Here is a 22,661-nt window from a genome sequence, read left to right as displayed (position 1 = left end):
CATAACTTGCATAGTATAAGGTGAATGCTGATAGGGGGAATGGATATGAATCAGAAACTGTATGAACCGGCGCGTCATTGGAAGGACATTGAGCTTTGGAAGGATGTACCTGAGGAAAAGTGGAACGACTGGATTTGGCAGCTGACGCATACCGTGAAAACGCTTGAAGATTTAGAGAAAATCGTGAACTTAACAGAAGAGGAAAGAGAAGGGGTGAAGATTTCCACCAAAACCATTCCACTCAACATTACACCCTACTATGCCTCACTGATGAATCCAGACGATCCAAGATGCCCAGTACGTATGCAATCTGTGCCAATCGCTGAGGAGCTGCATAAAACAAAATATGACTTGGAAGACCCGCTGCATGAAGATGAGGACTCACCTGTCCCGGGGTTAACGCATCGGTACCCAGATCGTGTGCTCTTTCTTGTAACAAATCAGTGCTCCATGTACTGCCGCTATTGTACGAGAAGACGTTTTTCCGGCCAGATCGGTATGGGCGTGCCAAAAAAGCAGTTAGATGCTGCCATTGGATATATTAGAGAAACACCTGAGGTGCGGGATGTGTTAATTTCCGGCGGAGATGGGCTCTTAATCAATGATCAAGTGCTTGAATACATTTTGAAAAACTTACGAGACATTCCGCACGTTGAGATCATTCGGATAGGAACCCGCGCGCCGGTCGTCTTTCCGCAGCGCATTACAGATGAGCTGTGCGAGATTTTGAAAAAATATCATCCGGTTTGGCTGAATACCCATTTCAATACAAGCATTGAAATTACGAAAGAAGCCAAAGAAGCGTGCGAACGTCTTGTGAATGCCGGCGTCCCTGTTGGTAATCAGGCTGTCATCCTTGCAGGTATTAACGACAGTGTGCCGATTATGAAGAAGCTGATGCACGATCTCGTGAAGATACGGGTCAGACCTTATTATATCTATCAATGTGATTTATCTGAGGGGATTGGCCACTTTAGAACACCAGTATCAAAAGGTCTTGAAATCATTGAAGGCTTAAGAGGGCATACGAGCGGGTATGCCGTGCCAAGCTTTGTTGTAGATGCACCAGGAGGCGGAGGAAAGATCGCCTTACAGCCAAATTATTTATTATCGCAAAGCCCTGACAAAGTCGTCCTTCGTAACTTTGAAGGTGTGATCACCTCTTACCCTGAACCAGAGCATTACGTCGCAGGGCAGGCAGATGCGTATTTTAATGAAATTTATGAAGAGAAACAAGAACCGGCAATTGGTGTTACCGCACTATTTCAGGATGAAGCGAAATCGTTTACGCCTGAGAATTTAAGCCGGATGAAACGAAGAGAAGCATATGAGACAAATCCTGAGCATGACACACTCAAAAACAAACGTGAAAAACGAGATGAATTAAAAGAGAAAAAATATCAAGCACAGCTCAAAAAAGATCAAACTGTAAAGGCGGAGAAATGACCTTGCTGACATGTGATTGGTGTGAGGAAAACAAAGCAAACGCAGAGCAGACAACAGTCTATTGGGAACTGATCACTGGCACACAATCAATTGAAATCATCGAAACACCGTCCATTTCCTGCACGCACTGCGGCATGTTATATCAAAAGGATGAGACGGTCAAAGAGATAGAAGATCAATTAATTTTAGTGGATCAGACAAAACTTCCAGAAAAAATTTCATACGAAGAATTAATGAGCATGGAGCGGTTATTAAAGCGAAATTACTTTGACTTTTCATCATAAGTTGTACCTCCGCCTATACAAGTCATCAAATTGCTGTATAATATAACAACAAAATAGAGTGTCGCGGAGGGAAAAACAGGTGAAGTCGTTTTACCATTATTTAATGAAGTACAGACATCCAAAACCGAAAGATGAAATCAGCCATTTTGCAAATGCTGCTTATGAGGATCACAGCTTCCCGAAAGCGTCCATTGATTATCATGAGCTGTGTGCCTATTTAGAATTAAATGGCGATTATTTGAGCTCAATGACAACATTTGACGAAGCGTTTGAGCAATATGAAGTAGAAGTCAAAAAAAAATAACAAACAACCGCTTGTTCCAGATGGGAGAAGCGGTTTTTTTATGAGAAATAAAATGGCGTTTTGCATGGTGTGGTTGCCCATGCAGAATTCCTTGCGCCGGCATACGATACGTTAAGACCAAAAGTCGGGCAAGGGGGAGACAGAATGAAGGCGAAAGCACCAAAATATCAAGTAGGGGATATTGTCGTCGTTGTCATGTACGGCACAGTCGGAACGATTACAAAAGTCCATCAAATTGACCAGCACTATTTGTATGAGGTCAATCATAATGAGGTGCTTTATTTTGAAACATCACTTCAGCTTTACGATGAGTACGACGGGGTGATTGTGGATACAGAAAAGCTGGACATTGAATATGAGTTCCTCATTGGCGATGTTGTATATGTAAAAGATTACGGAAAAGAGCTATTTAAAATTATTGGCCATCGGACTGAAATATGGCGATACCTTGATGACGGCTGGGAAGATGTCATTTACGAACTCACGAGGCTAAAGGACGGAGAGTGGCTGGAAACAGAAGAGGAAGACTTAACGCTTGTCCTGAGGAAGTATGAGATGGACCAGTTCGTTCATCAGCTTCTTTTTGTGCATTACGTCGGTGAAACCTCAAAAGAAATGGAAGAAGATATGGTTCAAACGGCTCTATTACAACTAGAAGAGAAACAAGAAAGCGAAGCATCACTAGAATTCCTCGCTGTATCTATAGTGGATGAGCTTCTTGATATATATAATGACTATAAAATTCTCTACGAATTTTTCGAAGATCCAGAATACAAGGATATGATGGATTTTATATTGGAAAGTTTACACGAACATTTTGGTTAAAGAAAGACTTGTCCTAACACGAATAAAAAATAAGGCACACAGAAAAAAACAATCACATAAAACCATCCCCTCAATATACGGCCCATCACCTGATCAAACGTTTCTCCATCTAATATGCTTAACCATTTCATTGCCTCAAACCCCTTTTCTTTTTGTTTACTGCATTTATATGTATGGAATGAGCCATTATGACAAACTGTAATAAAAAACAGGCGTCGTTCATACATCATAAAAAAGGAGGCGGAATGTAATGAAAGAAGCAGATTTGGTGATTGATACAGAGGAAATTGCGGAATTCTTCTACATGGAGCTGGTCAAAAGAGGGTACATACCTGCTGAGCTGGAAACGTTTGAGCTGGCTGACATTACGTTTGAATATATGCTGAAAAAAGCAATGATAGTTGAAGAAGAGGCGTGGTAGGCACTATACTTTGAAGAGATTCTGAAGAGAGAGGGAGGAGAATCTTTCGCGTGTATATCCTATTTCTTTTGATTTTATTTGGCGCCCTTGCTGCGCTCATGGTATCTGGTGCGGGTCAAGAATTGGACAACCAGATCATCTTATGGTTTGAGAGCATCAGACTCCCTTTTTTAAATAATGTCATGCTGACTTTGACGGACTTTGGCATTAGTGCGCTGCTCGTCCCAATCATGCTCATTTTTAGTGTCGTACTATTCATGTATAAGCGCTATTACTCTATCATGATGCTTTTTCTATTATATCTCACAGAAAAAACCATCAATCATGAACTAAAGGGGCTGTTTGCTAGAGAGCGACCGGCCTTTGATCATCTTGTCAATGAAACGTATTACAGCTTTCCGAGCGGACATTCGATGAATGCAGCCACAATCTATCCTTTTATAGCTTATCTATTAGTTGAAATGATTCCATGGCTGAAAGAAAGACAAAAAATCGTCTACTTGATCACGGGGTTCTGTGTTCTTTTGATTGGGATCAGCCGAATGTATATCGGTGTTCATTATTTGACAGATGTTGCAGGCGGTTTTGCGATAGGACTTGCTTTATTTCTCATTTGTAAAAAGATTGACGAAAAATTGTCTGTCATTCGACAAAAATAGAAGAAGGAAATTGACAGACACCAGCCAATTTTATATAAAAGGGGAGGGATTTGAATGCAATTGACGTTGAGATTTTTTCAAAAGAAACCTTCAGCATTTCACTTAACCATTTATCAGACACCTGAATATGGCGCTGCAAGCGGGCATCAGCCTGTGTACCGGACAAAGATTGGCGGCAGAACACACCTGGATGTTCTGGAAAAAGCATTCTCGACATTTAATGTACATGATACAGTCCCTAATGATTACAATGCACGGTTTATGACAACAGGTGATATTGTTGTGATTGATGATAAGAAGAAGGGAAAGTGCTATTATCAGCTTTTTCCGGCAGGATGGAAACGCAGTGAACGACTGATGACGATGAGTTAAATAGATGATTGACGATGCCAGCTTGAGCTTCAGCTGGTATTTTCTTTTTTAGGCTCAATCGTTTATACTAAATAGGATAAATCACATAGTAAACGTAAGTGGAGGCTAAAAAATGAGTGTACATATTGGAGCAGAAAAAGGACAAATTGCAGAAACGGTATTGCTGCCAGGCGACCCGCTTCGTGCGAAATATATTGCAGATACATATTTAGAAGATGTCGAATGCTATAACGAAGTGCGCGGAATGTATGGTTATACTGGAACCTACAAAGGAAAGCGCGTTTCTGTACAAGGTACCGGAATGGGCGTACCTTCTATTTCGATTTATGTGAATGAACTCATTCAAAGCTATGATGTTCAAAACTTAATCCGCGTCGGATCTTGCGGGGCTATCAAAAGGGATGTCAACGTGCGTGATGTCATTTTAGCTCAAACATCTTCAACAGACTCACAAATGAATCGTGTGGCGTTTGGACCGATTGATTACGCACCTTGCGCTGATTTTGGACTGCTTAAGAAAGCCTACGATACAGCAGAAGCAAAAAATGTCGCTGTACGTGTCGGTAATGTATTTACAGCAGACCAATTTTACAATGAAAAACCACTTGAACTCATGGCTCAATACGGTATCCTAGCGATTGAAATGGAGACAACAGCTCTTTATTCGCTTGCAGCAAAATTTGATCGAAAAGCGTTATCCATTCTGACAGTGAGTGATCATGTTCTCACAGGAGAAGAAACGACGGCTGAAGAGCGTCAAACGACATTTGACGAAATGATCTTAATTGCACTAGACTCTCTTTTATAATAGTATAAAGGGTGTGCTACGATGTAGCGCATCTTTATTTTTTTTAGAAGAGCAAAAGGAAGGTATGTCATGAAGAAAAGCTATAAAATACTCTCAATCGCATCGATTCTTGGTTTGACAGCCGCACTATCGGGCTGCCAGTTGCTGGATCAAAAAAGCGGTACATCTGAATCGAACAAAACAAACGAACAAAAGAGCGCAGCAAATTCATCTACCCAGCAAAACTCAAACAATACAGCAGATTCATCGGATCAAGAGCTGACATTAAAGAGTGAATATTTCAATGACATCAAGGTGGTAAGTGGGTTGAAAACCATTCAAAATCCTGCAAACGTGCTAGCTCTTGTCAACAAAGAATACGCATTACCAGGAACCTATAAACCTTCTGATCTCGTTGTACCAAAAGTAGAATTCTCTTTTTCAGAGGATATTGAAAAACGATATATTCGTAAAGAAGCAGCGGAAGCACTTGAGAAGTTATTCAAAGATGCGAAAAAGAAAAACTTCGAGCTGGCTGCAGTATCTGGCTATCGCTCCTATGACCGTCAAAAAGTCATTTTTGATAGTGAAGTCAAATTAAAAGGCAAAGACAAAGCGCAGGAAGCAGTAGCTTTACCAGGCGAAAGTGAACATCAAACAGGCCTTGCCATGGACATTTCCTCAAAAAGTGCCGGCTTTGACATCTCTGAAAAGTTTGGTGAAACACCTGATGGCAAATGGGTGGCTAAAAACGCCTATAAATATGGTTTTATCATTCGTTATCCAAAAGGAAAAGAAGATATTACAAAATATGAATATGAGCCGTGGCATCTGCGCTATGTTGGAAAAGAAGCAGCAAAAGCGATGCATGATCACGATTTAACATTTGAAGAGTACATGAACAAAGTGAAGAAAATCTAATCAAATAAAAAGGCCTCCCAGCTATTCGGGGGGCCTTCTTTATTCTTCTTTTAAAAAAAGAACAATCCTGCTAATGCGAAACCTGTAATGAAACCAAGCCCGATGCCATAAGCCGCACCCCAGCCGTAGTACCCTCCGTAATAACCAAAGCCAAAGCCGCCGCGAGAACCGCCGACTGGACGAATATACACTTTACGGTTTGTCACCCGCTCAATGCGTCCGACATGTACTCTGCCATTACGATCTGTGATTCTAGCGACTTTTCCCATGTGCTGCTGACAAAGCTTTTGATAGCGCTCCATATTTTTCCTCCTTATGACAAACTCTTTTCACTCTTATCCTATGCGAGAGACCTCATAGAGTTTGGACAAAACATATAGGAGATTCGCTCATTTTATACGGTACATTCAAATAGAATGTGGCTTAGCTGCTTCCGGTGCGCTTGAATCAGATCGTAGTGTGTTTGCAGCGTTTCGTAAAGAGAAGGGGGGATGTGTTCAGATAATTCCATTTCTGTCGGCTCCTCCTGTACCATGTGTTCATCAAATGAGAGAATGCGAAAGTCATGGAATCCTGCTGCTTTTAGCTGCTCCTTCCATTCTTCAAGTGAAAAGAGTGAGTGAAACCCGTAAAAATCTCGTACGGTGGCGAGCTCCTCTGGTGTAAGGGGTGCTTTTAACACAGCTTCATTTGCGATCATTTGACTTCCAGGGGCAAGCACTCGTTTGATCTCAGCAAGTGCAGCAGGAAGGTTTGTGAAGCTTAAAACAGATTCACTGATGAGAAGAGTGAACGCTTCATCTGGAAATGGCAGCTGTTCAATCGATGCTTGCAATGCGCGGATCGGCAGTTCTTCTCGCTCAAATCGCAGGTTGGCCTTTTCAATCATCAAAGGATGTGTATCAATCGCCTCTACCTGATAACCGATATTTCCTAAATATGCCGCCGTTTGTCCTGTCCCGCATCCCGCATCCAGTATACGTGCATCCGGCGTCAATTTTATATGCTCAAGCATCGTTTTTGTTAACTCAATTCCGCCAGGATGGGCACTGGATACGCCAAAATAGGCAAGCATTTCTACATAATCACTCATGAAATCCCTTCTTTCCTTATCAAGTTCCTCTTTAAAGATTATGCAATGCAAGGTCAAATGGCTTATCTTTTCAAAGAGAACTTCGATCCTTTGGTTGACGGATGAAGCATCGTCCTTGATAATAATGAAAGGAGATAAAGGTGGTGTTTTTTTGAAAAAACAATTTAAGTTCGTGATCGCCATTCTGGTGACAGCGGCCCTGTCCTCTGCGATTACATTTGTGATCACAAAACAAGGGGCTGTCAGTGTCTCAGGAGACGAGAAGTTTAGTAAACTCATGGCGGCGTATACGAAGGTAAAAGATGAGTATTACGAAAAAACGGATGATCAAAAACTAGTAGATGGTGCGATTCAAGGAATGATTGCATCACTTGATGATCCATACTCTACATATATGGATCAGGAGGAAGCCGAAGGATTTAACAACACCATTTCATCATCATTTGAAGGAATTGGTGCACAAGTAGAAGAGAAGGATGGGCAAATTTTAATTGTCGCACCGATTAAAGGCTCTCCTGCTGAAAAAGCCGGGTTGAAACCTCATGATCGTATTTTAAAGGTGGATGGGAAAAGCACAAAAGGCATGTCGGTCAATAAAGCAGTTTCTCTTATTAGAGGGAAAAAAGGAACGGATGTCAAGCTGCACCTTAACCGCCAAGGAGTGGGCAATGTTGATGTGACGATCACAAGAGACACCATTCCGCTTGAAACGGTGTATGCAAAACTCACAAAAGACAAAATAGGAGAAATCCAAATTACGTCCTTTGCTGAAACAACATCGAAAGAGCTAGATAAAGCCATTGATGACCTCGAGAAAAAAGGGGCAAAAGGCTTTGTCATCGACCTGAGAGATAATCCAGGCGGCATTATGACAGAAGCGATTGAAATGAGTAATGACTTTATCGATAAAGGGAAAGTCATCATGCAAGTTGAAGAAAAAGGGAAGAAAGAAGAGTACAAGGCTGAAAAAGAACGTAAAGTTCATCAGCCGGCAGTTGTTCTTGTAAATGGCGGCTCAGCAAGCGCTGCTGAAATCATGGCGGCGGCTCTGCACCAATCTTCAGGTATCAAAATTATTGGTGAAAAGACATTTGGTAAAGGAACTGTTCAAAATGCACAAAGCTATAATGATGGTTCTAGCGTCAAGTTAACCATTGCCAAGTGGCTGACGCCGGATGGTTCTTGGATTCACAAAAAAGGAATTGAACCACAGGTCAAAGCATCGCTCCCAAGTTATGCAAAGCTGCCATACTTAAGTCCGAAAAAATCGTATCAGCTGAATGACAATGGAGATGAAGTCAAAGCGGCTCAAAAAATGTTCCAAGCGCTTGGCTACAAAGCAAAAGCAAATGGTGAGTACGATCAAGCTTTCCAGTCTATCGTCAAACGCTTCCAAACAGACAACGATCTGAAAACAGACGGTATTCTGACAGGAGATACAACGACAGTACTGATGACAAAGATCCAAGATAAGCTAAAGAACAATGATACACAAATGAAAAAAGCCATTGAAGTTTTGAAAAAAGAAATGAAATAAAGAAAGAGCAGTCCTCATAAGGGGGACTGCTCTTTTTATGTTTACACGTTGTTTACAGTCGCTTCTGTTTTTTCGTTATCTTTTTCAAAAAGATCATTTATGACAGAATTGTCTATGACATGCTTTTGGAAGAATGGATTCAAGATCAAGATGACCACAACGTTTGCTAGTAAACCGAGAAAACCTTCATAAAGACCGAACGTGACTTGTGAGATATTGGCTGTAAAGGTGACGATGATGCCAACAACTAACCCCGCAATCGTTGCTTCTCTCGATTGTTTTTTCCAGAACAAGCTGATCGCAATGGCTGGGAAAATTTGAACCATTCCTGAAACGCCAATGAGCTGAAGCGTCACAAGTGCTGTTGGGAAGAGCATCCCGAATAAAAGGGCCAGTCCGATGACGATAAACACCATTGAACGTGTAATGATGGTCAATCTTTTTGGTGATACATTCGGATGAATTAAGTCACGGTATAAATTATTGGCAAATAAATTCGATGCGCCAATGGCCATGATCGAGCATGGAATGAGGGAAGCCAGTGCAATTGTTGAATAAGCGAGGCCCTGCATCACACCACCATATGACGTTTGAATTAAATGAAGAAGAGCAAATCTTGGATTTGTATCTTCAGGTAAGACTAAAAAGGCAATAAATCCAAGGAAGATGACCAAAATCAATACGATGTTATAAAGAGGCAAAAACATACTGTTTTTACGGATGGCATCTGCACTTTTGGCTGTAAAAACCCCAGTTGCCGCATGTGCCCACATAAACAAAGCAAGGGCAGAAACGCCTGAAGCGGTAATGAACCATAAAATGCCTTTAGGACCGCCGTCAGGAATTGTCAGAAGCTGTGGCGCTTCCTTAGCTAACGTATTCATCATCGGGGTCCAGCCGTTAAAATGAATGATTGGCAGTGAAACCACCATAAACAGCATGATGACCCAAACGAGAATATCCTTAATAATGGCTGTATATGTAGGACCTTTAATACCACTGAAAAATGTATAAAGTGCGACTAAAATAAATGAAATAATAACAACTGCATTCACATTAATATAACTAGTACCAGCGACAGTTAACGTATCTTGAATCCCGCTCAGCTGAAGACAAATATAAGGAATCAGCATAAGTACTCCAATAATCGCAATCAAACTGGATAACAGCTTGCTGTCAAACCGCTCACGTGCATAATCAGCGAGCGTTGTGAGGTTGTGATTTTTCGCAACCGTCCATAGCTTTGGTAAGAAGAAATAAGCAATAAAATACGCTAGAACTGAATAGGGGATAGCGAAAAAAGCGACACTTCCAGCTGTATAGGCTGTACTAGTGAGCCCTAAAAAGGTATAAGCGGTATATAAATCTGCGCCTACGAGGAACCAGACGAGCAGACCGCCAAATTTTCTCCCGCCGACAGACCATTCCTCTACTGACTGTCTCGATGATTTATCCCGGCCAGCGGCAAATCCGATGACCACGACGATGAAAATAATACTTGCAGTAATCAATAAAGCTGTTAAATTTCCTTGCATTAGTCAGTTCCTCCATTTGAATGTTGCATCCGGTAAATGATGAATGTGCAGATTGGTGTGAGAACAATCCATAGTAAGAGCCAGAAGTGGAAAAAGGGCAGCCCTATCACAAATGGATGAATACGATTCGCAAAGGGCAGCAGTGCGAGCTGTCCGATGAATGGAATCGCTATAAGTAGTGCCAGTATCAATTTTTTATTCATGATTCCCTCCTGAATTTTTTGTAATTTCATAATAATAGCAGTTGTCAGATTAGATCACAAGTCCATTTTCAGAAAAAACAATCATTTTGGCGAATATCATACTAATATAACGCTTTCATTCTTAAAAAGGGAGAAAGAATGGAGGTGAAAAGGAGTAAAGTGAAAAGAAAGTATGTAGGAATAATATTTAAACCAAATAAAAAAAGCCTCAGCATGAAAGCTGAGGCCTTGCCAATTTTAAAGGAAATCAGATACTTGTTCGATGTCGAAACGATTGCTTTTATGAGCTTCTTTCGCTGCTTTACCAACTGAAATCAACATGACTGGCTCATAACGTCCGCTTACATTGAATTCTTTGATGAAGGCGTCTTTACTGAAACCACCCATTGCGCATGTATCATAGCCCATTGCTTTTGCAGCAATCATTAATTGCATAGCAGCTAATGAAGCATTTGAATACGCAGCTTCACGTGCATACTGCTCGCTTTGGTATGCGCCATTGATTTGAGTCATCAATGTTTCTTTGATGTCTTCAGTAATGAAGCCTTGTTCTGCCAGCTCACTGTAGATTTTTTCACCATTTTGATTGGCTTCAAGATCACCTAGTACAGCAATAACAGCTGATGCTTGTGAGATTTGCTTTTGGTTGTAAGCGATTGGAAGTAACTTCGCTTTAGATTCAGCACTATGGAAAACAGTGAAATGCCAATGCTGAAGGTTCCACGCAGATGGTGCTTTAGTTGTGATATCAAGAAGCTCTGTTAACTCTTCTTTTGTCATTTCATGAGTTGTATCATACTCTTTTACTGAAGCTCTTTGTTTTAAAATGTCAATTGTTTTTTGATCAGTCGCCATATGGATATTTCCTCCCGTTTTTGCAAATAGTATGGTACAATAACTAAAAAAGTGAGAAACTTACTTATTGTAACTAGAGCTATTTTAAATTGTATACCGTTAGTTTGTCAAACAATCATGAAAAGAAAGGCTGAAATTTATGGAATTTCAATTATGTCCACACATTCAGCAAGCTTTTTTACTGCTAGGCAAAAGGTGGAATGGTCTCATTATTCATGTATTGCTTGATGGTCCAAAGCGCTTTAAAGACATGACGGACATTATCCCATCTATCAGTCAAAAAATGCTCGCAGAGCGTTTAAAAGAACTTGAGCAAGAAAGGATTATAGAGCGAACTGTTCTGCCTGAGACGCCTGTTAAAGTCATTTATTGTTTAACTGAAAAAGGAAATGCGCTAAATAATGTGTTTCATGAGGTATCTAGGTGGGCAGGGGAGTATACAGAATCTCATGAAAAAAAGGAGCAAGCCTAGTTTCAGGTTTGCCCAAACGTTTTGACTCCTGATGAATATGCTGATGTTAGGCACATGACAAAGGAGGAGAAATGCATGTACCCTCATACTCCGTATTTCCGAGGCGGCGCCCCTGGCATTCCGCCATATGAATCCAGAGTCCCTTTGTTTTTTGGTTTTGGCGCTCCTTTAGTCGGCGGACTGCTTGGCGGATTTTTAGGAAGTGCGATTTTTAATTATCCCCGTCCATATTACCCGCCACCACCGCCTGCTCCACCACCTTATGGCGGCGGATATCCACCATACTATTAAGAAAAAAGAGTAAGCCTGCTTCTATATGAAAGCAGGCTTTTTATAATGGAATATCGATTTCAGAGATCCCCGGATCATCATGCTTTAAAAACATAATCTCCAAAATACCGTCCTGATACGAAGCCTTCGTTCCTTTTCTTTTTACAGCAGCAGGAAGGACAACTTTCTTCTGCGTGCCTTCCTCAGGAAAATGATCAATAAACAGCAGGTTGGCTGTATGTTTGATTTTTACTTTTTCTGTGTTCGGCCGAGCAAGCTCAATTTTAACGAACACGTGATCAGTGGTTTCGAATACTTCCACTTCGGGTTCTTTTTCTTTTTTGACGTCTGTTTCTTTCGTTTTTTGATGTTGAGAGAGTGGGTCCTGAAAAGGGAATTGAGCAGGATAATTGGAGCCGAATACACTTTCCATCACTTGATTGACGTACTGCTCAACGTCTTTAGGGTCTGAATTCTTTAAGGCTTCTTTTGAAAATTGCTTTTGAAAAGGGAATAATCGGTTCCAGTCAAACATGCAAATCATCCTTTCTAAATGCCCTGAATTAGTATATGCCCATTCACCTGAGTGCGTGCTATAATATACGATAGGTTTAGAAAGGAATGGTTAGATTGAACGATCAGCAACAATCAAAAGGTGTTCTCTATACGGCAGCATCTTTTACATTATGGGGACTATTCCCTTTATATTGGAAACTGATGGAGCATATTTCGTCAGGCGAAATTTTAGCGCACAGAATTTTATGGTCATTTGTTTTTATGTGCGGTATTCTACTGTATTTAAAACAAGTCCGGCCGGCGATGCAGACAGTGAAGGGTCTCATGCTGGATGGTAAAGCACTTTTTTCACTACTTTTATCTGCTATTTTAATTTCGGTTAACTGGTATGTGTACATTTGGGCAGTCAATCACCATCTCATGCTAGAAGCTAGTTTAGGGTATTATATTAATCCGCTTGTCTCTGTTTTACTAGGCATCATTTTCTTGAAAGAGCGGCTCAATAAATTACAAACCATTGCGATACTAATTGCCGCCACTGGGGTGATTCTTTCCACGATTCAGTACGGTTCATTTCCTGTCGTTGCGATATTACTTGCCTTTAGCTTCGGTTTTTATGGATTGATTAAAAAAAGAATGAGCTTCACGAGTGCAATTGGATTGACAATTGAAACGCTGCTTTTAGCCCCGGCGGCCCTTGTGTACTTATTGTTCTTCTTAAAAGAACCTGTGGTGACAATGAATCCTAACAGCTTCGGATCGCTTGGTCTCTTATTCTTTGCAGGGGTTTTTACAGCGGTGCCACTTCTTTTATTCTCTGAAGGCGCAAAAAGAATTCCTCTTTATCAAGTGGGCATTTTACAATACATTGCACCGACGATTACGCTGTTTTTGGGGTTATTTGTGTATCACGAGCATTTATCTTCAGCTAAAATCGTGACGTTTCTTTGTATCTGGGTGGCGATTTTATTATTTACTACCTCTCAATTACGCATGAAAAAAACAGCGAATTCTCATTAAGTGGAACAAGCAGTTTGCTTTTTTTTGAATGCGGATCATGTCATAATAAGTTGTTACCAAAACTGTAGAGGTGATTACATGTCATCTGCCAATGAGCTTGCAGCCGCTTATCAATCTTTATGGAAAAATCGTCAGCTTAATGTCGATGATATGTCTTCTTTACTCGAGGCGATATGTGATGATTTAAGCGATGCGCGCACTCATCCGCGGGCGAGAAAATCATTCCATCAAAAATATGTGCTCGCTGTAGAGAGAATATTAGAAAGTGAGCTTGAGCATGATCATCAGCTGCAGCTGATCAGCTTACATACAAAAAAGCTGCGAGAATTAATTCAAAATGAAGGAAGGAACCACTCATGAAACCAATTCAAACGGAAGATGTCACAACACATCTTGAATCGTTTTTAAATCGTCCAGTTTTCGTTCATCTTGAAACGACAACTGGTTCTTATTCAGCTCATGTAAATGAACAAAATATGACGGTCGTGGCTTATATCCGAAATGCGAAAGTCGTCTATTCACAGGCGAAAATAAAAGGACAAGGTCCGTACCGTGTTGGAATGAAAACAGAAGATGGCTGGATTTACGCAGAAGGATTAACGGATTATGTGTTTGATGACCATGGCCGCCTGCTGTTAGCAGGGCACTTGCCAGACGGAAAACTAGCGATCTCATTACAAATTAGTGAAACACCATTTCAGGTGTAGAAGAAAGGGTGACGAGTCATGAACGAACATGTACTAGTGATGTTGCCTCACCCAGATGATGAATCCTTTGGGGTTGCAGGTCTCATTGCACAAAGCAGAAAACGCGGAATCCCAGTCACGTATGCATGCGGGACACTTGGGGAAATGGGCAGAAATATGGGCAGCCCAACATATGCCAATCGCGAAACACTTCCTGAATTAAGAAAACAGGAATTAATCAATGCCTGCAAAGAAATGGATATCACAGACTTACGTATGCTTGGACTTCGTGATAAAACATTGGAATTTGAAGACGACGAGTATTTAGCTGATGTGATGGAAAACATCATTGATGAAGTCAAACCTACACTGATTGTCACGTTTTATCCAGGACACGGTGTACACCCTGATCATGATGCGACAGGAGAAGCGGTTATTCGCGCTCTTTACCGTAAGAAAAAAGAAGACCGTCCTGTCACATACTGCATGGCCATTACGAGAAATAGAGAAGAAGTGCTGGGAAATGCAGATATTATGATCGACATTACAGATGTAGCAGATATCAAATTAAATGCACTGAGAGCGCATAGAACGCAAACAGAAGGCATGCTGAGAGAGCTTGAACAGAAGCTGAAAAACAAAGAACCTGTCGTCCAAAAATGGTTCGATGAGGAAATTTTCTGGACGTACCAATGGAATGACTAAATAAAAAAGCAGCTGACATCGATCAGCTGCTTTTTTTGTGTCGTATTTAGTGATTGAGCGCTTGCTGAAGCAAGCGTTTTTCAATCAATCTGAGGCGGATAAAGAGGACGACGGCACCAGCGGCAAGTCCTGCAATGAGACCAATCCAATAGCCAAATGCCCCAAATGAGGTATAGGTGCCAATCAAATAGCCGGAAGGAAGACCGATCACCCAGTAAGAAACAAATGCGGCAATGAGCGTATAGTTCACATCTTTATAGCCGCGCAGAGCCCCTTGAATGGGTGCAGCAATTGCATCTGACAGCTGGAAAAAGATCGCATAAATCAAAAAGTGCTGTGTCAACTGTAAAACAGCCGATTCAGCTGTGTATAAACCAGCAATCTCTGGTCTAAATAACAAAATGAGTGCCGCCGTACACAATGAGAATAATACCGCCGTTCCAATTCCGATATAGCTGTAGTTTTGCGCGTCTTTATACCGCTTGGCACCGGATTCAAACCCAACGACAATTGTTAAAGCCATTGAGATACTGAGCGGTAAAATATATAAGATAGAAGCAAAGTTCATCGCAGCCTGGTGACTTGCAATCGTCACAGTATCAAAGTGACCCATTAACAGCGTGACAGCTGCAAAGATACTCGTTTCAAAAAAGATCGCAAACCCAATAGGAAGACCGATTTTCAGTATTTGCCCCATACGGGAGATATTGATTCGAGGCAGTTTTTGAAACAAACGAAATGAGGCAAATGGTTCTGCTTTCATGACAATACAAATACTCATGATGAAAATGGCCCAATACGTCATCGCAGATGCAAGGCCAGCTCCCGCACCGCCAAGCTTTGGAAAGCCAAAATTCCCAAAAATAAATACATAGTTTAAAGCAAAGTTAATAGGAAGTGCTGTTAACGTGATGAACATCGTCACACGTGTTTTCCCTAATGCATCAATAAATGACCTGAGTACCGAATAACCAAACAGCGGGATGATACCAAAAGCGAGAAAACTGAGAAAATGCCGCGCAATATCCTCTACGGATTGCTCAAGTCCAAGTCCACCTAATACGTAAGGGATGCTGATTGTACCAATCGCAATCACACCGATACTTAAAAGAAAGGATAAATAAATCGCCTGAAAGACAGCCTTGGGAACATCTTTTTTATGCCCAGCGCCCATCAGCTGAGCGACAATCGGCGTAACGGCCATTAATATACCAGCAAGTCCTGTATAAACGGGTGTCCAAATACTAGAACCGATCGCAACACCCGCAAGGTCTTCTGCACTCACTTTTCCAGACATTACGGTATCTAAAAACGTAATCAGCGAAAGACCCGCTTGAGTGATTAAAATCGGAATCAAAATGGTTAAAAATAGTGTCACCTTAGCTCGAATGCTATTTGTTTCTCTCATCATAAGTTCCTCTCTGAACAGAAATAACGAGAGGATTATATCATGCTATGTAAAAAAATCAATTCCCCGTCGGATTATTTTTCTTAGATGGCTTCGTTTTTTTAAACATTTGGGCATAAATAAAGGAAAGACTGACAACACCTAAAATGCTGCAAGCATATTGAATCACTTTCTGAATGGTCATATTAAGTCACCTCCATATCAATAGAATGCGCATAATTTGTTATTTTATGACAACAAAAAGGAGGAGGGAAAAGGTCAAATGATCAATCGTACGAATGAAGAAGCGCTATTTAAAGTGGACATGAGAACACACTTGATGAAAATCATGAAGGATGCAAGTGACATTATTGATTCCCTTGATGAGATCGAGCAATGTCTACTTTGTGATCTCGAGTCATTACATGATGAGTTTAATGAAATGCACGCAGAGGCTTCCTCGTTTTATTTGCAATCGTATATGGAAGAATTCACACCTGGATTTGCTCAATTTTCGTTAGCCATTGAGAACTTATCAAAACAAAAACACGGGGCACTTATTGTGATTCAAAGGCGTGATGAGGTTGAGGATTTTATTCAAAAAGGGACAAATCTTCATGCGAAAATTAGTGCTTCATTAATAGAAAGCATTTTCTACCCAGGAAATCCACTTCATGATGGTGCTCTTTTAGTCAAAGAGAATACACTCGTATCTGCTGCAAATGTGCTCCCGCTTACTTCAAAAAAAGTTAGTCCTTCTCTCGGGACAAGACACAGGGCTGCGATCGGACTCTCCGGTATGACCGATGCACTTGTTCTCGTCGTATCAGAAGAAACGGGGAAAATGTCGTTTGCGAAAGAAGGAGTCCTTTATCCGCTCACTGTAAAAGAACCTGAAATAAGGAAATAAAAATGAATCGCTGCATTCTTCATTCGGAAGGATGCTTTTTTTCATTTGAGGAGAAAAAACAGCCAATTGAGTAAAAAGTCATTTGATACAGAAAAATTTGTCATGTAGAATAGAACTATGAAACTAGCACCGTGCTTGTTTTGACAAATTTCTAAACGTCAACTTAAAAATTCCTTAAAAAATGTTTATAAATACAGCAAACTGCCGATAGAAACGATATGGCTTTGTTTTAGCATTTTGAGTTGGCTGCTTTAGCCTATTTGTTATTGCCCAACGTCTACATGTCGAGTAATATAATAGAAATAAAGATAAAATAGTGCAAGAGAAGCAGAACCATTAAATGCTAAACTCAAAACTAGTACATAAGTCTTATTGAATGAAATATGAAAGGCGGAGATTCATCTATGAAGAAAAAAGTAGTAACCGGCCTCACAGTTTCAGCGATCGCTGGCTCAGCTGTGTTTGCTGCACCGGCAGAAGCACAGACGATCAAAGTGAAAAGCGGTGACTCACTTTGGAAGATTGCCGAACAGTACAATACAAGTATTTCGGAACTTCAATCTCTTAATCAACTAAAAACGACGATGATTTTTGCAGGACAAAGCTTGAAAATTCCTGGCGCAAAAAGCAAAAAATCCAGCTCGTCAACTGGATCAAAAGCAACGAAATCAAATGCTTCAACGACATCAAGCTACACTGTAAAGCTTGGAGATTCTTTATGGCTCATTGCAAAAAATCATAAAATGTCAGTCGCAAGCTTAAAAAGTCTAAACAGCTTAAACAGTGACTTAATTCGTCCTGGACAAAAACTAAAGGTATCTGGAAGTATGAAGACAAGCGGGGGCCAGTCATCAAACTCCTCTTCAAATTCCAGCTCAAACAATAAGACAACGAACTCAAATAGTTCATCCTCATCAAGTACATACAAGGTTAAATTAGGGGATTCTCTCTGGAAAATTGCGAATTCGCTCAATATGTCGATTGGTGAAATCAAAACATTGAATGGGATAAAATCTGATATGATTTATCCGAATCAAGTATTGAAAGTAAAAGGGACGGCTGCATCAAAACCAAGTCAGCCGAAAGCACCTGCTAAACCAAGCAACCCGCCTTCAAGCGGGAAAGCGACATCTTATACTGTAAAATCAGGCGATTCCTTATGGAAAATTGCGAATCAATTTAAAGTGCAGGTTCAATCCATCCGCACAGCCAACAGCTTAAAAAGCGATGTGCTTAGAATTGGACAAGTTCTAAAAATTAATGGTGCAGCTTCAGGCTCAACTGGGTCGAATGGTTCTACGTCTAACGGTTCAACAACTCCGGTCAACAATAACAAAAATGATGTGCCGATGAATGCAAAAATCACGACGATGATCCAAGAAGGGAAAAAGCTGACAGGCATTCCTTACAGATGGGGCGGCAATACACCATCTGGATTTGACTGCAGCGGCTTTGTTTATTATCTCATTAACAAGGTTTCGTCTGTATCCAGATTAAGCACAGCAGGCTACTGGAGTATGATGACACCTGTGAGCACCCCTCAAGTTGGCGATTTTGTTTATTTCACAACGTACAAAGCGGGTCCATCTCATATGGGACTATACCTTGGCGGAGGAGATTTCCTTCATGCAAGTGACAGCGGAGTAGGGATATCGAACTTAAGCAACCCATATTGGAAAAAAGCCTATTTAGGTGCAAAACGTTTCTTCTAAAAAAAGCCGATTTTCGGCTTTTTTTTGTTTGCCTATTGATCAGGTTGTCCATACTGATATCAAAAGGGGGCAGTCATATGAAAAAGTCAGTGTGGATGATCATGATGTGTCTGGTCTTTGTCGCAACAGCATGTCATGCACCGCCGAAAAAAGAAACGACAGAAGAAACCAGTGAGGTTGCAGCACCTAAACAAGCACCAGTTACCACGACACTCATCAATGAAAACGGGCAAAAAATAGGAAGCATCGAAGTAAGAGACTCCTCAGAAAATGGCCTGGATTTACATGTGAAAGCGAAAGATCTGCCGCCAGGTCCTCATGGCTTTCATATTCACGAAACAGGAATATGTGAAGCGCCAGATTTTGAAACGGCAGGGGCTCACTTTAATCCAACACACCGGGAGCATGGCTTTGATAACCCAAAGGGCCACCATGCTGGAGATATGCCTAATTTAGAAGTTGGGGCAGATGGGCAAATTGATGTTGTCGTGAATGTGCCAGATGTGGCGTTAAAGGGAGGTCCAAACCAATTAATGGATCAAAATGGGCGTAGCTTTATCATTCATGCGGAAGCCGATGATTACTTAAGCAACCCTTCTGGAAACTCAGGGAAACGCATCGCTTGCGGAGCGATCACAAAAGAAATGGTAAAATAACAGATGTCTAGCCTTTATGTATTGAGTGCATAAAGGTTTTTTTAGTATACTTGGTGAGGAAAATGATCGAAGAGAGGAATTAATCATATATGTTTAACGAACAATCACTCCCAGAAGAAATTCAAGCAATGATTGAAGCAAAAGCAAAAGGACTAGAAGAAGAATTCCGTCCGCTTATTGGAACAGGCGGCTATGAATCACAGGATACGTCTATCATACAAGATGCGATGATTGCACTAGCACTCGGCAAAAACGTTCTTTTAAAAGGGCCGACTGGCTCAGGTAAAACAAAACTAGCAGAAACTTTATCTGCTTTCTTTCAGCAGCCGATGCATAGTGTGAACTGCTCGGTTGATCTTGATGCAGAAAGCTTGATTGGCTATAAAACCATTCACAATGATGGTCAAGTTGCTTCTATTGAATTTATTGAAGGACCCGTAACGAAAGCGATGAAAAAAGGCCATCTTTTATATATTGATGAAATCAACATGGCGAAGCCGGAAACACTGCCTATTTTAAACGGTGTACTCGACTACAGAAAAATGATGACAAACCCATTTACAGGCGAGGTCGTTCGAGCAGATGAAGGCTTTGGCGTGATTGCGGCAATCAATGAAGGCTATGTCGGCACAGTGCCTCTAAATGAAGCGTTAAAAAACCGTTTTGTTGTGATTGACGTTCCATATATCGGCGGCGGTATCCTAAAGGATGTACTGCAATCTCAATCTGTATTAAAGGATGAACGGTTAATCGATCAATTCGTGCAGCTCTCATCAGACCTCATTACACAGGCGCACAACGGGCAGGTAAGTGAAGAAGCGGCATCCATCCGCGCACTCCTAGACACATGTGATCTTGCGCAATACATCCCGCCGCTTCGTGCAGTTGAACGAGGGATTGTTGAAAAGCTAGAAGATGACCGGGAAAAAGCAGCGGTAAGAAATATTGCCCAAACATTATTCGAGTGAGGTTCTGACTTTTGAAATTCATCAAATTTAATGACAGCAGAATCGATTCATTTTTATTTATGGAATTAACGGATTTAGCTAAAACGTTAGCAAAAAGTGATGATGTCGAGCTTGAATACGGAGTGCATTCTTACTATGAGCCTTTTGAAAAGAAAATTTTCATCAGCCATTTTTGGGATGATCGTAAACAAGAAGACATGACAGCCGGGCTAAAAAGTGATGTGTTCCTCCGTGCAGTAGGAACTGTTTATAGTGATCTGACTGTCTTTCAGGAAATTATTCGCTATGCCCATACAATTTCCATTCCTGATCTATGTAAACAATTGTTTATGCTGTTTGAAGATATCCGGATTGAAGAGCGGATTAAACGCGATCGCCCAGGAACAAAAAAGGTATTTAAACGAAGAAGAGAGCTGTACCGGCGACACTTTAAGACTCAATTAACAATTAACCAAGAGCGAAGCATTCTAACGGATGCACTCTATTGTGCAATGTATGTGAAGCTGACAGCTGATTCGCCGCTGGAAGAGATTCCGCCTCTTCACGAGCGGATCAACCCAATGATTCCGTTTGTTGAATCAAGTCTTGAGCGTGTATATGAAGCGGGTTCAACCGGAGATATCGCAGTCATTGTCAAAGAATTAATGGAAGGCTTTGATGAGCTTCTTGATAAGGATATGCTGAATACGTACTTTTTCTTCCCGGAATTGGACTATGAAAAAGCGGCAAAAGAACCGCTGTTTCATGACTTGAAAAGAAAACCTAAATTAAGTGAGGACATCAAAGTCGACCGCGAAAAAGAGGGCGATGAAGATATCCACCAGGAGTATATGGAAGTGTGGCATCGAGAAACAGAAGCGCCGTCAAAAAGCTTCCTTCAATTTGATTTAGAGCACGGCGGTAAAAGTGATCTCGGGAAGGATGCAGCAAGAGAAGGCGATGACGGAGATCAAGCACTCGGCACTGTCCAAGGCTCTGCCAAGCAAACATACCGAAAAGATTATTCAAAGCTTGAGGCGCTGGAAGAGGCTGAAGGGGAAGAAAGCGGGGCGGATGCTCATGAGAATGGAAAAGAGAACAAATATGCGTTTCCAGTCATGATTTCACCTGATCCTCCCGCGCCAGAACAAATCGATGTATACAAGCAGCACGCTAAGGAGATTGAGCCTTATCAGAAACGCTTAAAACAGATGATTCAAAAAACGCTCGAACACAAAAAATCATGGCCAAAAACGGACCTTCATGCAGGACGCCTCAGTAAAAAGCTGATTCGGTATTTTACAGATTCTAACCCGCGTCTTTTCTATAAAAAACAGGCACCTTCTTCGGAGATTGATGCTGTTTTCACTTTATTAGTAGACTGTTCTGCCAGCATGTTTGACAAGATGGACGAGACGAAAAAAGGAATTGTTCTATTTCATGAAGCGTTAAAATCCGTTCAAGTCCCACATCAAATTGTAGGATTTTGGGAAGATACAAACGACGCAACCGAAACAAGTCAGCCGAACTATTTCAACACGGTCGTGTCGTTCAAAGATTCTTTATTTGATGCAGGTCCTTCCATTATGTCCCTTGAACCAGAAGAGGATAACCGGGATGGCTATGCGATTCGTCAAATGACAAAAATGATTTTAAAACGAAGAGAAGAGCAAAAGTTTCTCATTGTCTTTTCAGACGGAGAGCCAGCTGCCTTCAGCTACGAACAAAATGGGATCGTCGATACACATGAAGCAGTTCTTGAGGCGAGGAAAAAGGGTATTGAGGTGATCAATGTGTTTTTATCCAATTCGCCGATAGAAGAAGCACAGATAAAAACCATTCAAGATATGTATGGCAAGTTCAGCATTTTTGTACCAGATGTCGATACATTGCCGGATGTCTTATATCCATTACTGAAGAAATTACTGCATAAAAGCATTGGGGCATAAGGTTTTGCCCCTTTCTTCAAAATATTTTTCGGAATGATTTAAATTTTTTGTTTTTCTGTGAATTTTTTATCTTTAATTGAACAAAGAATGTAGAAAGTAATCCGAAACAGTGGTAGAATATTATTGGAAGCGTTTTATTACATAAATTTGGTCATTGTGTTCTGGAAGTTATATCGAGATAGTGTTCAA

Annotated in this window: 29 protein-coding genes; 21 read left to right on the top strand and 8 right to left on the bottom strand. The window is 41.0% G+C overall.

All coding sequences use genetic code 11. The features are described from left to right. Nucleotides 1-45: 45 nt before the first annotated feature. The 9 genes from ablA to ACP7A0_RS03415 all read left to right on the top strand — a co-directional run bounded on the left by ablA (nt 46) and on the right by ACP7A0_RS03415 (nt 6,019). Nucleotides 46-1,446: a lysine 2,3-aminomutase gene (ablA, locus tag ACP7A0_RS03455; protein WP_426004277.1), complete on the top strand. Its 1,401-nt coding sequence runs from the start codon at nt 46-48 to the stop codon at nt 1,444-1,446. 2 nt (nt 1,447-1,448) lie between these two features. Beyond that, complete coding sequence (locus ACP7A0_RS03450) at nt 1,449-1,730, top strand: YokU family protein (protein ID WP_080869528.1); 282 nt, start codon at nt 1,449-1,451, stop codon at nt 1,728-1,730. 79 nt (nt 1,731-1,809) lie between these two features. After that, nucleotides 1,810-2,034, top strand: coding sequence for a YozE family protein (locus ACP7A0_RS03445; RefSeq protein ID WP_034660951.1), 225 nt, complete (start codon nt 1,810-1,812; stop codon nt 2,032-2,034). Nucleotides 2,035-2,178: 144 nt separating this feature from the next. Continuing rightward, nucleotides 2,179-2,859 (top strand): hypothetical protein, encoded by a 681-nt coding sequence (locus ACP7A0_RS03440; RefSeq protein WP_012010279.1) that lies wholly within the window; start codon nt 2,179-2,181, stop codon nt 2,857-2,859. A gap of 250 nt (nt 2,860-3,109) precedes the next feature. After that, nucleotides 3,110-3,280: a YozD family protein gene (locus ACP7A0_RS03435; protein ID WP_066030762.1), complete on the top strand. Its 171-nt coding sequence runs from the start codon at nt 3,110-3,112 to the stop codon at nt 3,278-3,280. Nucleotides 3,281-3,330: 50 nt separating this feature from the next. Next, nucleotides 3,331-3,939 (top strand): phosphatase PAP2 family protein, encoded by a 609-nt coding sequence (locus ACP7A0_RS03430; protein ID WP_095285296.1) that lies wholly within the window; start codon nt 3,331-3,333, stop codon nt 3,937-3,939. Nucleotides 3,940-3,993: 54 nt separating this feature from the next. Next, the gene (locus tag ACP7A0_RS03425; RefSeq protein WP_095285295.1) at nt 3,994-4,311 is read left to right on the top strand and encodes a YodL domain-containing protein; all 318 of its coding nucleotides are present in this window, start codon (nt 3,994-3,996) and stop codon (nt 4,309-4,311) included. 112 nt (nt 4,312-4,423) lie between these two features. After that, entirely contained in the window at nt 4,424-5,119 is a 696-nt protein-coding gene (gene deoD / locus ACP7A0_RS03420; RefSeq protein ID WP_060596559.1) for a purine-nucleoside phosphorylase, read from the top strand. A 69-nt stretch (nt 5,120-5,188) separates the two neighbouring features. After that, nucleotides 5,189-6,019, top strand: a complete 831-nt coding sequence (locus ACP7A0_RS03415) for a M15 family metallopeptidase (protein WP_060596558.1) — start codon at nt 5,189-5,191, stop codon at nt 6,017-6,019. A 50-nt stretch (nt 6,020-6,069) separates the two neighbouring features. Here ACP7A0_RS03415 and ACP7A0_RS03410 read toward each other — a convergent pair whose 3' ends face one another. Beyond that, nucleotides 6,070-6,321: a hypothetical protein gene (locus ACP7A0_RS03410; RefSeq protein WP_003216113.1), complete on the bottom strand. Its 252-nt coding sequence runs from the start codon at nt 6,319-6,321 to the stop codon at nt 6,070-6,072. Nucleotides 6,322-6,413: 92 nt separating this feature from the next. Then, nucleotides 6,414-7,112 (bottom strand): class I SAM-dependent methyltransferase, encoded by a 699-nt coding sequence (locus tag ACP7A0_RS03405; RefSeq protein WP_060596696.1) that lies wholly within the window; start codon nt 7,110-7,112, stop codon nt 6,414-6,416. 151 nt (nt 7,113-7,263) lie between these two features. Between ACP7A0_RS03405 and ACP7A0_RS03400 the strand changes: the two genes are divergently transcribed. Then, entirely contained in the window at nt 7,264-8,649 is a 1,386-nt protein-coding gene (locus ACP7A0_RS03400) for a S41 family peptidase (RefSeq protein WP_034660946.1), read from the top strand. A gap of 41 nt (nt 8,650-8,690) precedes the next feature. Here the strand turns inward: ACP7A0_RS03400 and ACP7A0_RS03395 are convergent, their stop codons facing one another. The 3 genes from ACP7A0_RS03395 to ACP7A0_RS03385 all read right to left on the bottom strand — a co-directional run bounded on the left by ACP7A0_RS03395 (nt 8,691) and on the right by ACP7A0_RS03385 (nt 11,242). Further along, complete coding sequence (locus tag ACP7A0_RS03395) at nt 8,691-10,184, bottom strand: sodium:solute symporter family protein (protein WP_375565737.1); 1,494 nt, start codon at nt 10,182-10,184, stop codon at nt 8,691-8,693. After that, the gene (locus tag ACP7A0_RS03390) at nt 10,184-10,387 is read right to left on the bottom strand and encodes a DUF3311 domain-containing protein (RefSeq protein WP_034660942.1); all 204 of its coding nucleotides are present in this window, start codon (nt 10,385-10,387) and stop codon (nt 10,184-10,186) included. Before ACP7A0_RS03390 ends, ACP7A0_RS03395 begins: the two co-directional genes overlap by 1 nt. A 237-nt stretch (nt 10,388-10,624) precedes the next feature. After that, nucleotides 10,625-11,242, bottom strand: coding sequence for a nitroreductase family protein (locus ACP7A0_RS03385; protein ID WP_034660941.1), 618 nt, complete (start codon nt 11,240-11,242; stop codon nt 10,625-10,627). 139 nt (nt 11,243-11,381) lie between these two features. On the opposite strand from ACP7A0_RS03385, the gene ACP7A0_RS03380 reads away from it, so the two are divergent. Next, nucleotides 11,382-11,714, top strand: coding sequence for a winged helix-turn-helix transcriptional regulator (locus ACP7A0_RS03380; RefSeq protein ID WP_034660940.1), 333 nt, complete (start codon nt 11,382-11,384; stop codon nt 11,712-11,714). A gap of 75 nt (nt 11,715-11,789) precedes the next feature. Beyond that, nucleotides 11,790-12,005 (top strand): hypothetical protein, encoded by a 216-nt coding sequence (locus ACP7A0_RS03375; RefSeq protein ID WP_034660939.1) that lies wholly within the window; start codon nt 11,790-11,792, stop codon nt 12,003-12,005. A gap of 40 nt (nt 12,006-12,045) precedes the next feature. Here ACP7A0_RS03375 and ACP7A0_RS03370 read toward each other — a convergent pair whose 3' ends face one another. After that, nucleotides 12,046-12,519, bottom strand: a complete 474-nt coding sequence (locus tag ACP7A0_RS03370; protein ID WP_060596556.1) for an Hsp20/alpha crystallin family protein — start codon at nt 12,517-12,519, stop codon at nt 12,046-12,048. A gap of 95 nt (nt 12,520-12,614) precedes the next feature. Between ACP7A0_RS03370 and rarD the strand changes: the two genes are divergently transcribed. From rarD to bshB2, 4 genes are all read left to right on the top strand, one after another. Next, the gene (rarD, locus tag ACP7A0_RS03365; protein ID WP_095285293.1) at nt 12,615-13,520 is read left to right on the top strand and encodes an EamA family transporter RarD; all 906 of its coding nucleotides are present in this window, start codon (nt 12,615-12,617) and stop codon (nt 13,518-13,520) included. Nucleotides 13,521-13,598: 78 nt separating this feature from the next. After that, a complete protein-coding gene (locus ACP7A0_RS03360) occupies nt 13,599-13,880 on the top strand; it encodes a hypothetical protein (RefSeq protein WP_375565733.1) in 282 nt (93 codons plus the stop codon). Beyond that, nucleotides 13,877-14,227, top strand: a complete 351-nt coding sequence (locus ACP7A0_RS03355) for a YojF family protein (RefSeq protein WP_034660934.1) — start codon at nt 13,877-13,879, stop codon at nt 14,225-14,227. The genes ACP7A0_RS03360 and ACP7A0_RS03355 overlap by 4 nt, the downstream gene beginning before the upstream one ends. Before the next feature lie 18 nt (nt 14,228-14,245). Continuing rightward, nucleotides 14,246-14,911 carry a bacillithiol biosynthesis deacetylase BshB2 gene (bshB2, locus tag ACP7A0_RS03350; RefSeq protein ID WP_034660932.1) on the top strand — a complete coding sequence of 222 codons (666 nt, stop codon included), beginning with the start codon at nt 14,246-14,248 and terminating at the stop codon, nt 14,909-14,911. A gap of 46 nt (nt 14,912-14,957) precedes the next feature. On the opposite strand, the gene ACP7A0_RS03345 is transcribed toward bshB2, so the two are convergent. Both ACP7A0_RS03345 and ACP7A0_RS03340 read right to left on the bottom strand, forming a co-directional pair. Continuing rightward, complete coding sequence (locus tag ACP7A0_RS03345) at nt 14,958-16,319, bottom strand: MATE family efflux transporter (protein WP_034660931.1); 1,362 nt, start codon at nt 16,317-16,319, stop codon at nt 14,958-14,960. 58 nt (nt 16,320-16,377) lie between these two features. Beyond that, nucleotides 16,378-16,503 carry a hypothetical protein gene (locus ACP7A0_RS03340; protein ID WP_262416988.1) on the bottom strand — a complete coding sequence of 42 codons (126 nt, stop codon included), beginning with the start codon at nt 16,501-16,503 and terminating at the stop codon, nt 16,378-16,380. A gap of 78 nt (nt 16,504-16,581) precedes the next feature. Between ACP7A0_RS03340 and cdaS the strand changes: the two genes are divergently transcribed. The 5 genes from cdaS to ACP7A0_RS03315 all read left to right on the top strand — a co-directional run bounded on the left by cdaS (nt 16,582) and on the right by ACP7A0_RS03315 (nt 22,472). Further along, a complete protein-coding gene (gene cdaS, locus ACP7A0_RS03335; RefSeq protein ID WP_034660930.1) occupies nt 16,582-17,208 on the top strand; it encodes a sporulation-specific diadenylate cyclase CdaS in 627 nt (208 codons plus the stop codon). A 404-nt stretch (nt 17,209-17,612) separates the two neighbouring features. Continuing rightward, nucleotides 17,613-18,920, top strand: coding sequence for a LysM peptidoglycan-binding domain-containing protein (locus ACP7A0_RS03330; RefSeq protein WP_426004266.1), 1,308 nt, complete (start codon nt 17,613-17,615; stop codon nt 18,918-18,920). Nucleotides 18,921-18,997: 77 nt separating this feature from the next. Continuing rightward, the gene (locus tag ACP7A0_RS03325; RefSeq protein WP_334749438.1) at nt 18,998-19,576 is read left to right on the top strand and encodes a superoxide dismutase family protein; all 579 of its coding nucleotides are present in this window, start codon (nt 18,998-19,000) and stop codon (nt 19,574-19,576) included. Nucleotides 19,577-19,665: 89 nt separating this feature from the next. Beyond that, nucleotides 19,666-20,544, top strand: coding sequence for an ATP-binding protein (locus tag ACP7A0_RS03320; RefSeq protein ID WP_003215912.1), 879 nt, complete (start codon nt 19,666-19,668; stop codon nt 20,542-20,544). An 11-nt stretch (nt 20,545-20,555) separates the two neighbouring features. Beyond that, nucleotides 20,556-22,472 (top strand): vWA domain-containing protein, encoded by a 1,917-nt coding sequence (locus ACP7A0_RS03315; protein WP_034660927.1) that lies wholly within the window; start codon nt 20,556-20,558, stop codon nt 22,470-22,472. Nucleotides 22,473-22,661 lie beyond the last annotated feature (189 nt).

It is taken from the genome of Bacillus sp. DWP3-1, assembly GCF_049896565.1.
Taxonomy (GTDB): Bacteria; Bacillota; Bacilli; order Bacillales; family Bacillaceae; genus Bacillus.
The sequence above is the reverse complement of the archived record's forward strand: the minus strand, read 5'-3'. Positions and strand labels throughout refer to the sequence as shown.

Coding starts and splice junctions, on each gene's coding strand:
- ACP7A0_RS03320 (WP_003215912.1), top strand. CDS start 19,666: ATGTTTAACGAACAATCACTCCCAGAAGAAATTCAAGCAATGATTGAA.
- ACP7A0_RS03375 (WP_034660939.1), top strand. CDS start 11,790: ATGTACCCTCATACTCCGTATTTCCGAGGCGGCGCCCCTGGCATTCCG.
- ACP7A0_RS03405 (WP_060596696.1), bottom strand. CDS start 7,112: ATGAGTGATTATGTAGAAATGCTTGCCTATTTTGGCGTATCCAGTGCC.
- ACP7A0_RS03385 (WP_034660941.1), bottom strand. CDS start 11,242: ATGGCGACTGATCAAAAAACAATTGACATTTTAAAACAAAGAGCTTCA.
- ACP7A0_RS03410 (WP_003216113.1), bottom strand. CDS start 6,321: ATGGAGCGCTATCAAAAGCTTTGTCAGCAGCACATGGGAAAAGTCGCT.
- ablA (WP_426004277.1), top strand. CDS start 46: ATGAATCAGAAACTGTATGAACCGGCGCGTCATTGGAAGGACATTGAG.
- ACP7A0_RS03380 (WP_034660940.1), top strand. CDS start 11,382: ATGGAATTTCAATTATGTCCACACATTCAGCAAGCTTTTTTACTGCTA.
- ACP7A0_RS03360 (WP_375565733.1), top strand. CDS start 13,599: ATGTCATCTGCCAATGAGCTTGCAGCCGCTTATCAATCTTTATGGAAA.
- cdaS (WP_034660930.1), top strand. CDS start 16,582: ATGATCAATCGTACGAATGAAGAAGCGCTATTTAAAGTGGACATGAGA.
- ACP7A0_RS03390 (WP_034660942.1), bottom strand. CDS start 10,387: ATGAATAAAAAATTGATACTGGCACTACTTATAGCGATTCCATTCATC.
- ACP7A0_RS03415 (WP_060596558.1), top strand. CDS start 5,189: ATGAAGAAAAGCTATAAAATACTCTCAATCGCATCGATTCTTGGTTTG.
- ACP7A0_RS03345 (WP_034660931.1), bottom strand. CDS start 16,319: ATGAGAGAAACAAATAGCATTCGAGCTAAGGTGACACTATTTTTAACC.
- ACP7A0_RS03435 (WP_066030762.1), top strand. CDS start 3,110: ATGAAAGAAGCAGATTTGGTGATTGATACAGAGGAAATTGCGGAATTC.
- ACP7A0_RS03395 (WP_375565737.1), bottom strand. CDS start 10,184: ATGCAAGGAAATTTAACAGCTTTATTGATTACTGCAAGTATTATTTTC.
- ACP7A0_RS03355 (WP_034660934.1), top strand. CDS start 13,877: ATGAAACCAATTCAAACGGAAGATGTCACAACACATCTTGAATCGTTT.
- ACP7A0_RS03330 (WP_426004266.1), top strand. CDS start 17,613: ATGAAGAAAAAAGTAGTAACCGGCCTCACAGTTTCAGCGATCGCTGGC.
- ACP7A0_RS03325 (WP_334749438.1), top strand. CDS start 18,998: ATGAAAAAGTCAGTGTGGATGATCATGATGTGTCTGGTCTTTGTCGCA.
- ACP7A0_RS03370 (WP_060596556.1), bottom strand. CDS start 12,519: ATGTTTGACTGGAACCGATTATTCCCTTTTCAAAAGCAATTTTCAAAA.
- deoD (WP_060596559.1), top strand. CDS start 4,424: ATGAGTGTACATATTGGAGCAGAAAAAGGACAAATTGCAGAAACGGTA.
- ACP7A0_RS03425 (WP_095285295.1), top strand. CDS start 3,994: ATGCAATTGACGTTGAGATTTTTTCAAAAGAAACCTTCAGCATTTCAC.
- ACP7A0_RS03340 (WP_262416988.1), bottom strand. CDS start 16,503: ATGACCATTCAGAAAGTGATTCAATATGCTTGCAGCATTTTAGGTGTT.
- ACP7A0_RS03440 (WP_012010279.1), top strand. CDS start 2,179: ATGAAGGCGAAAGCACCAAAATATCAAGTAGGGGATATTGTCGTCGTT.
- bshB2 (WP_034660932.1), top strand. CDS start 14,246: ATGAACGAACATGTACTAGTGATGTTGCCTCACCCAGATGATGAATCC.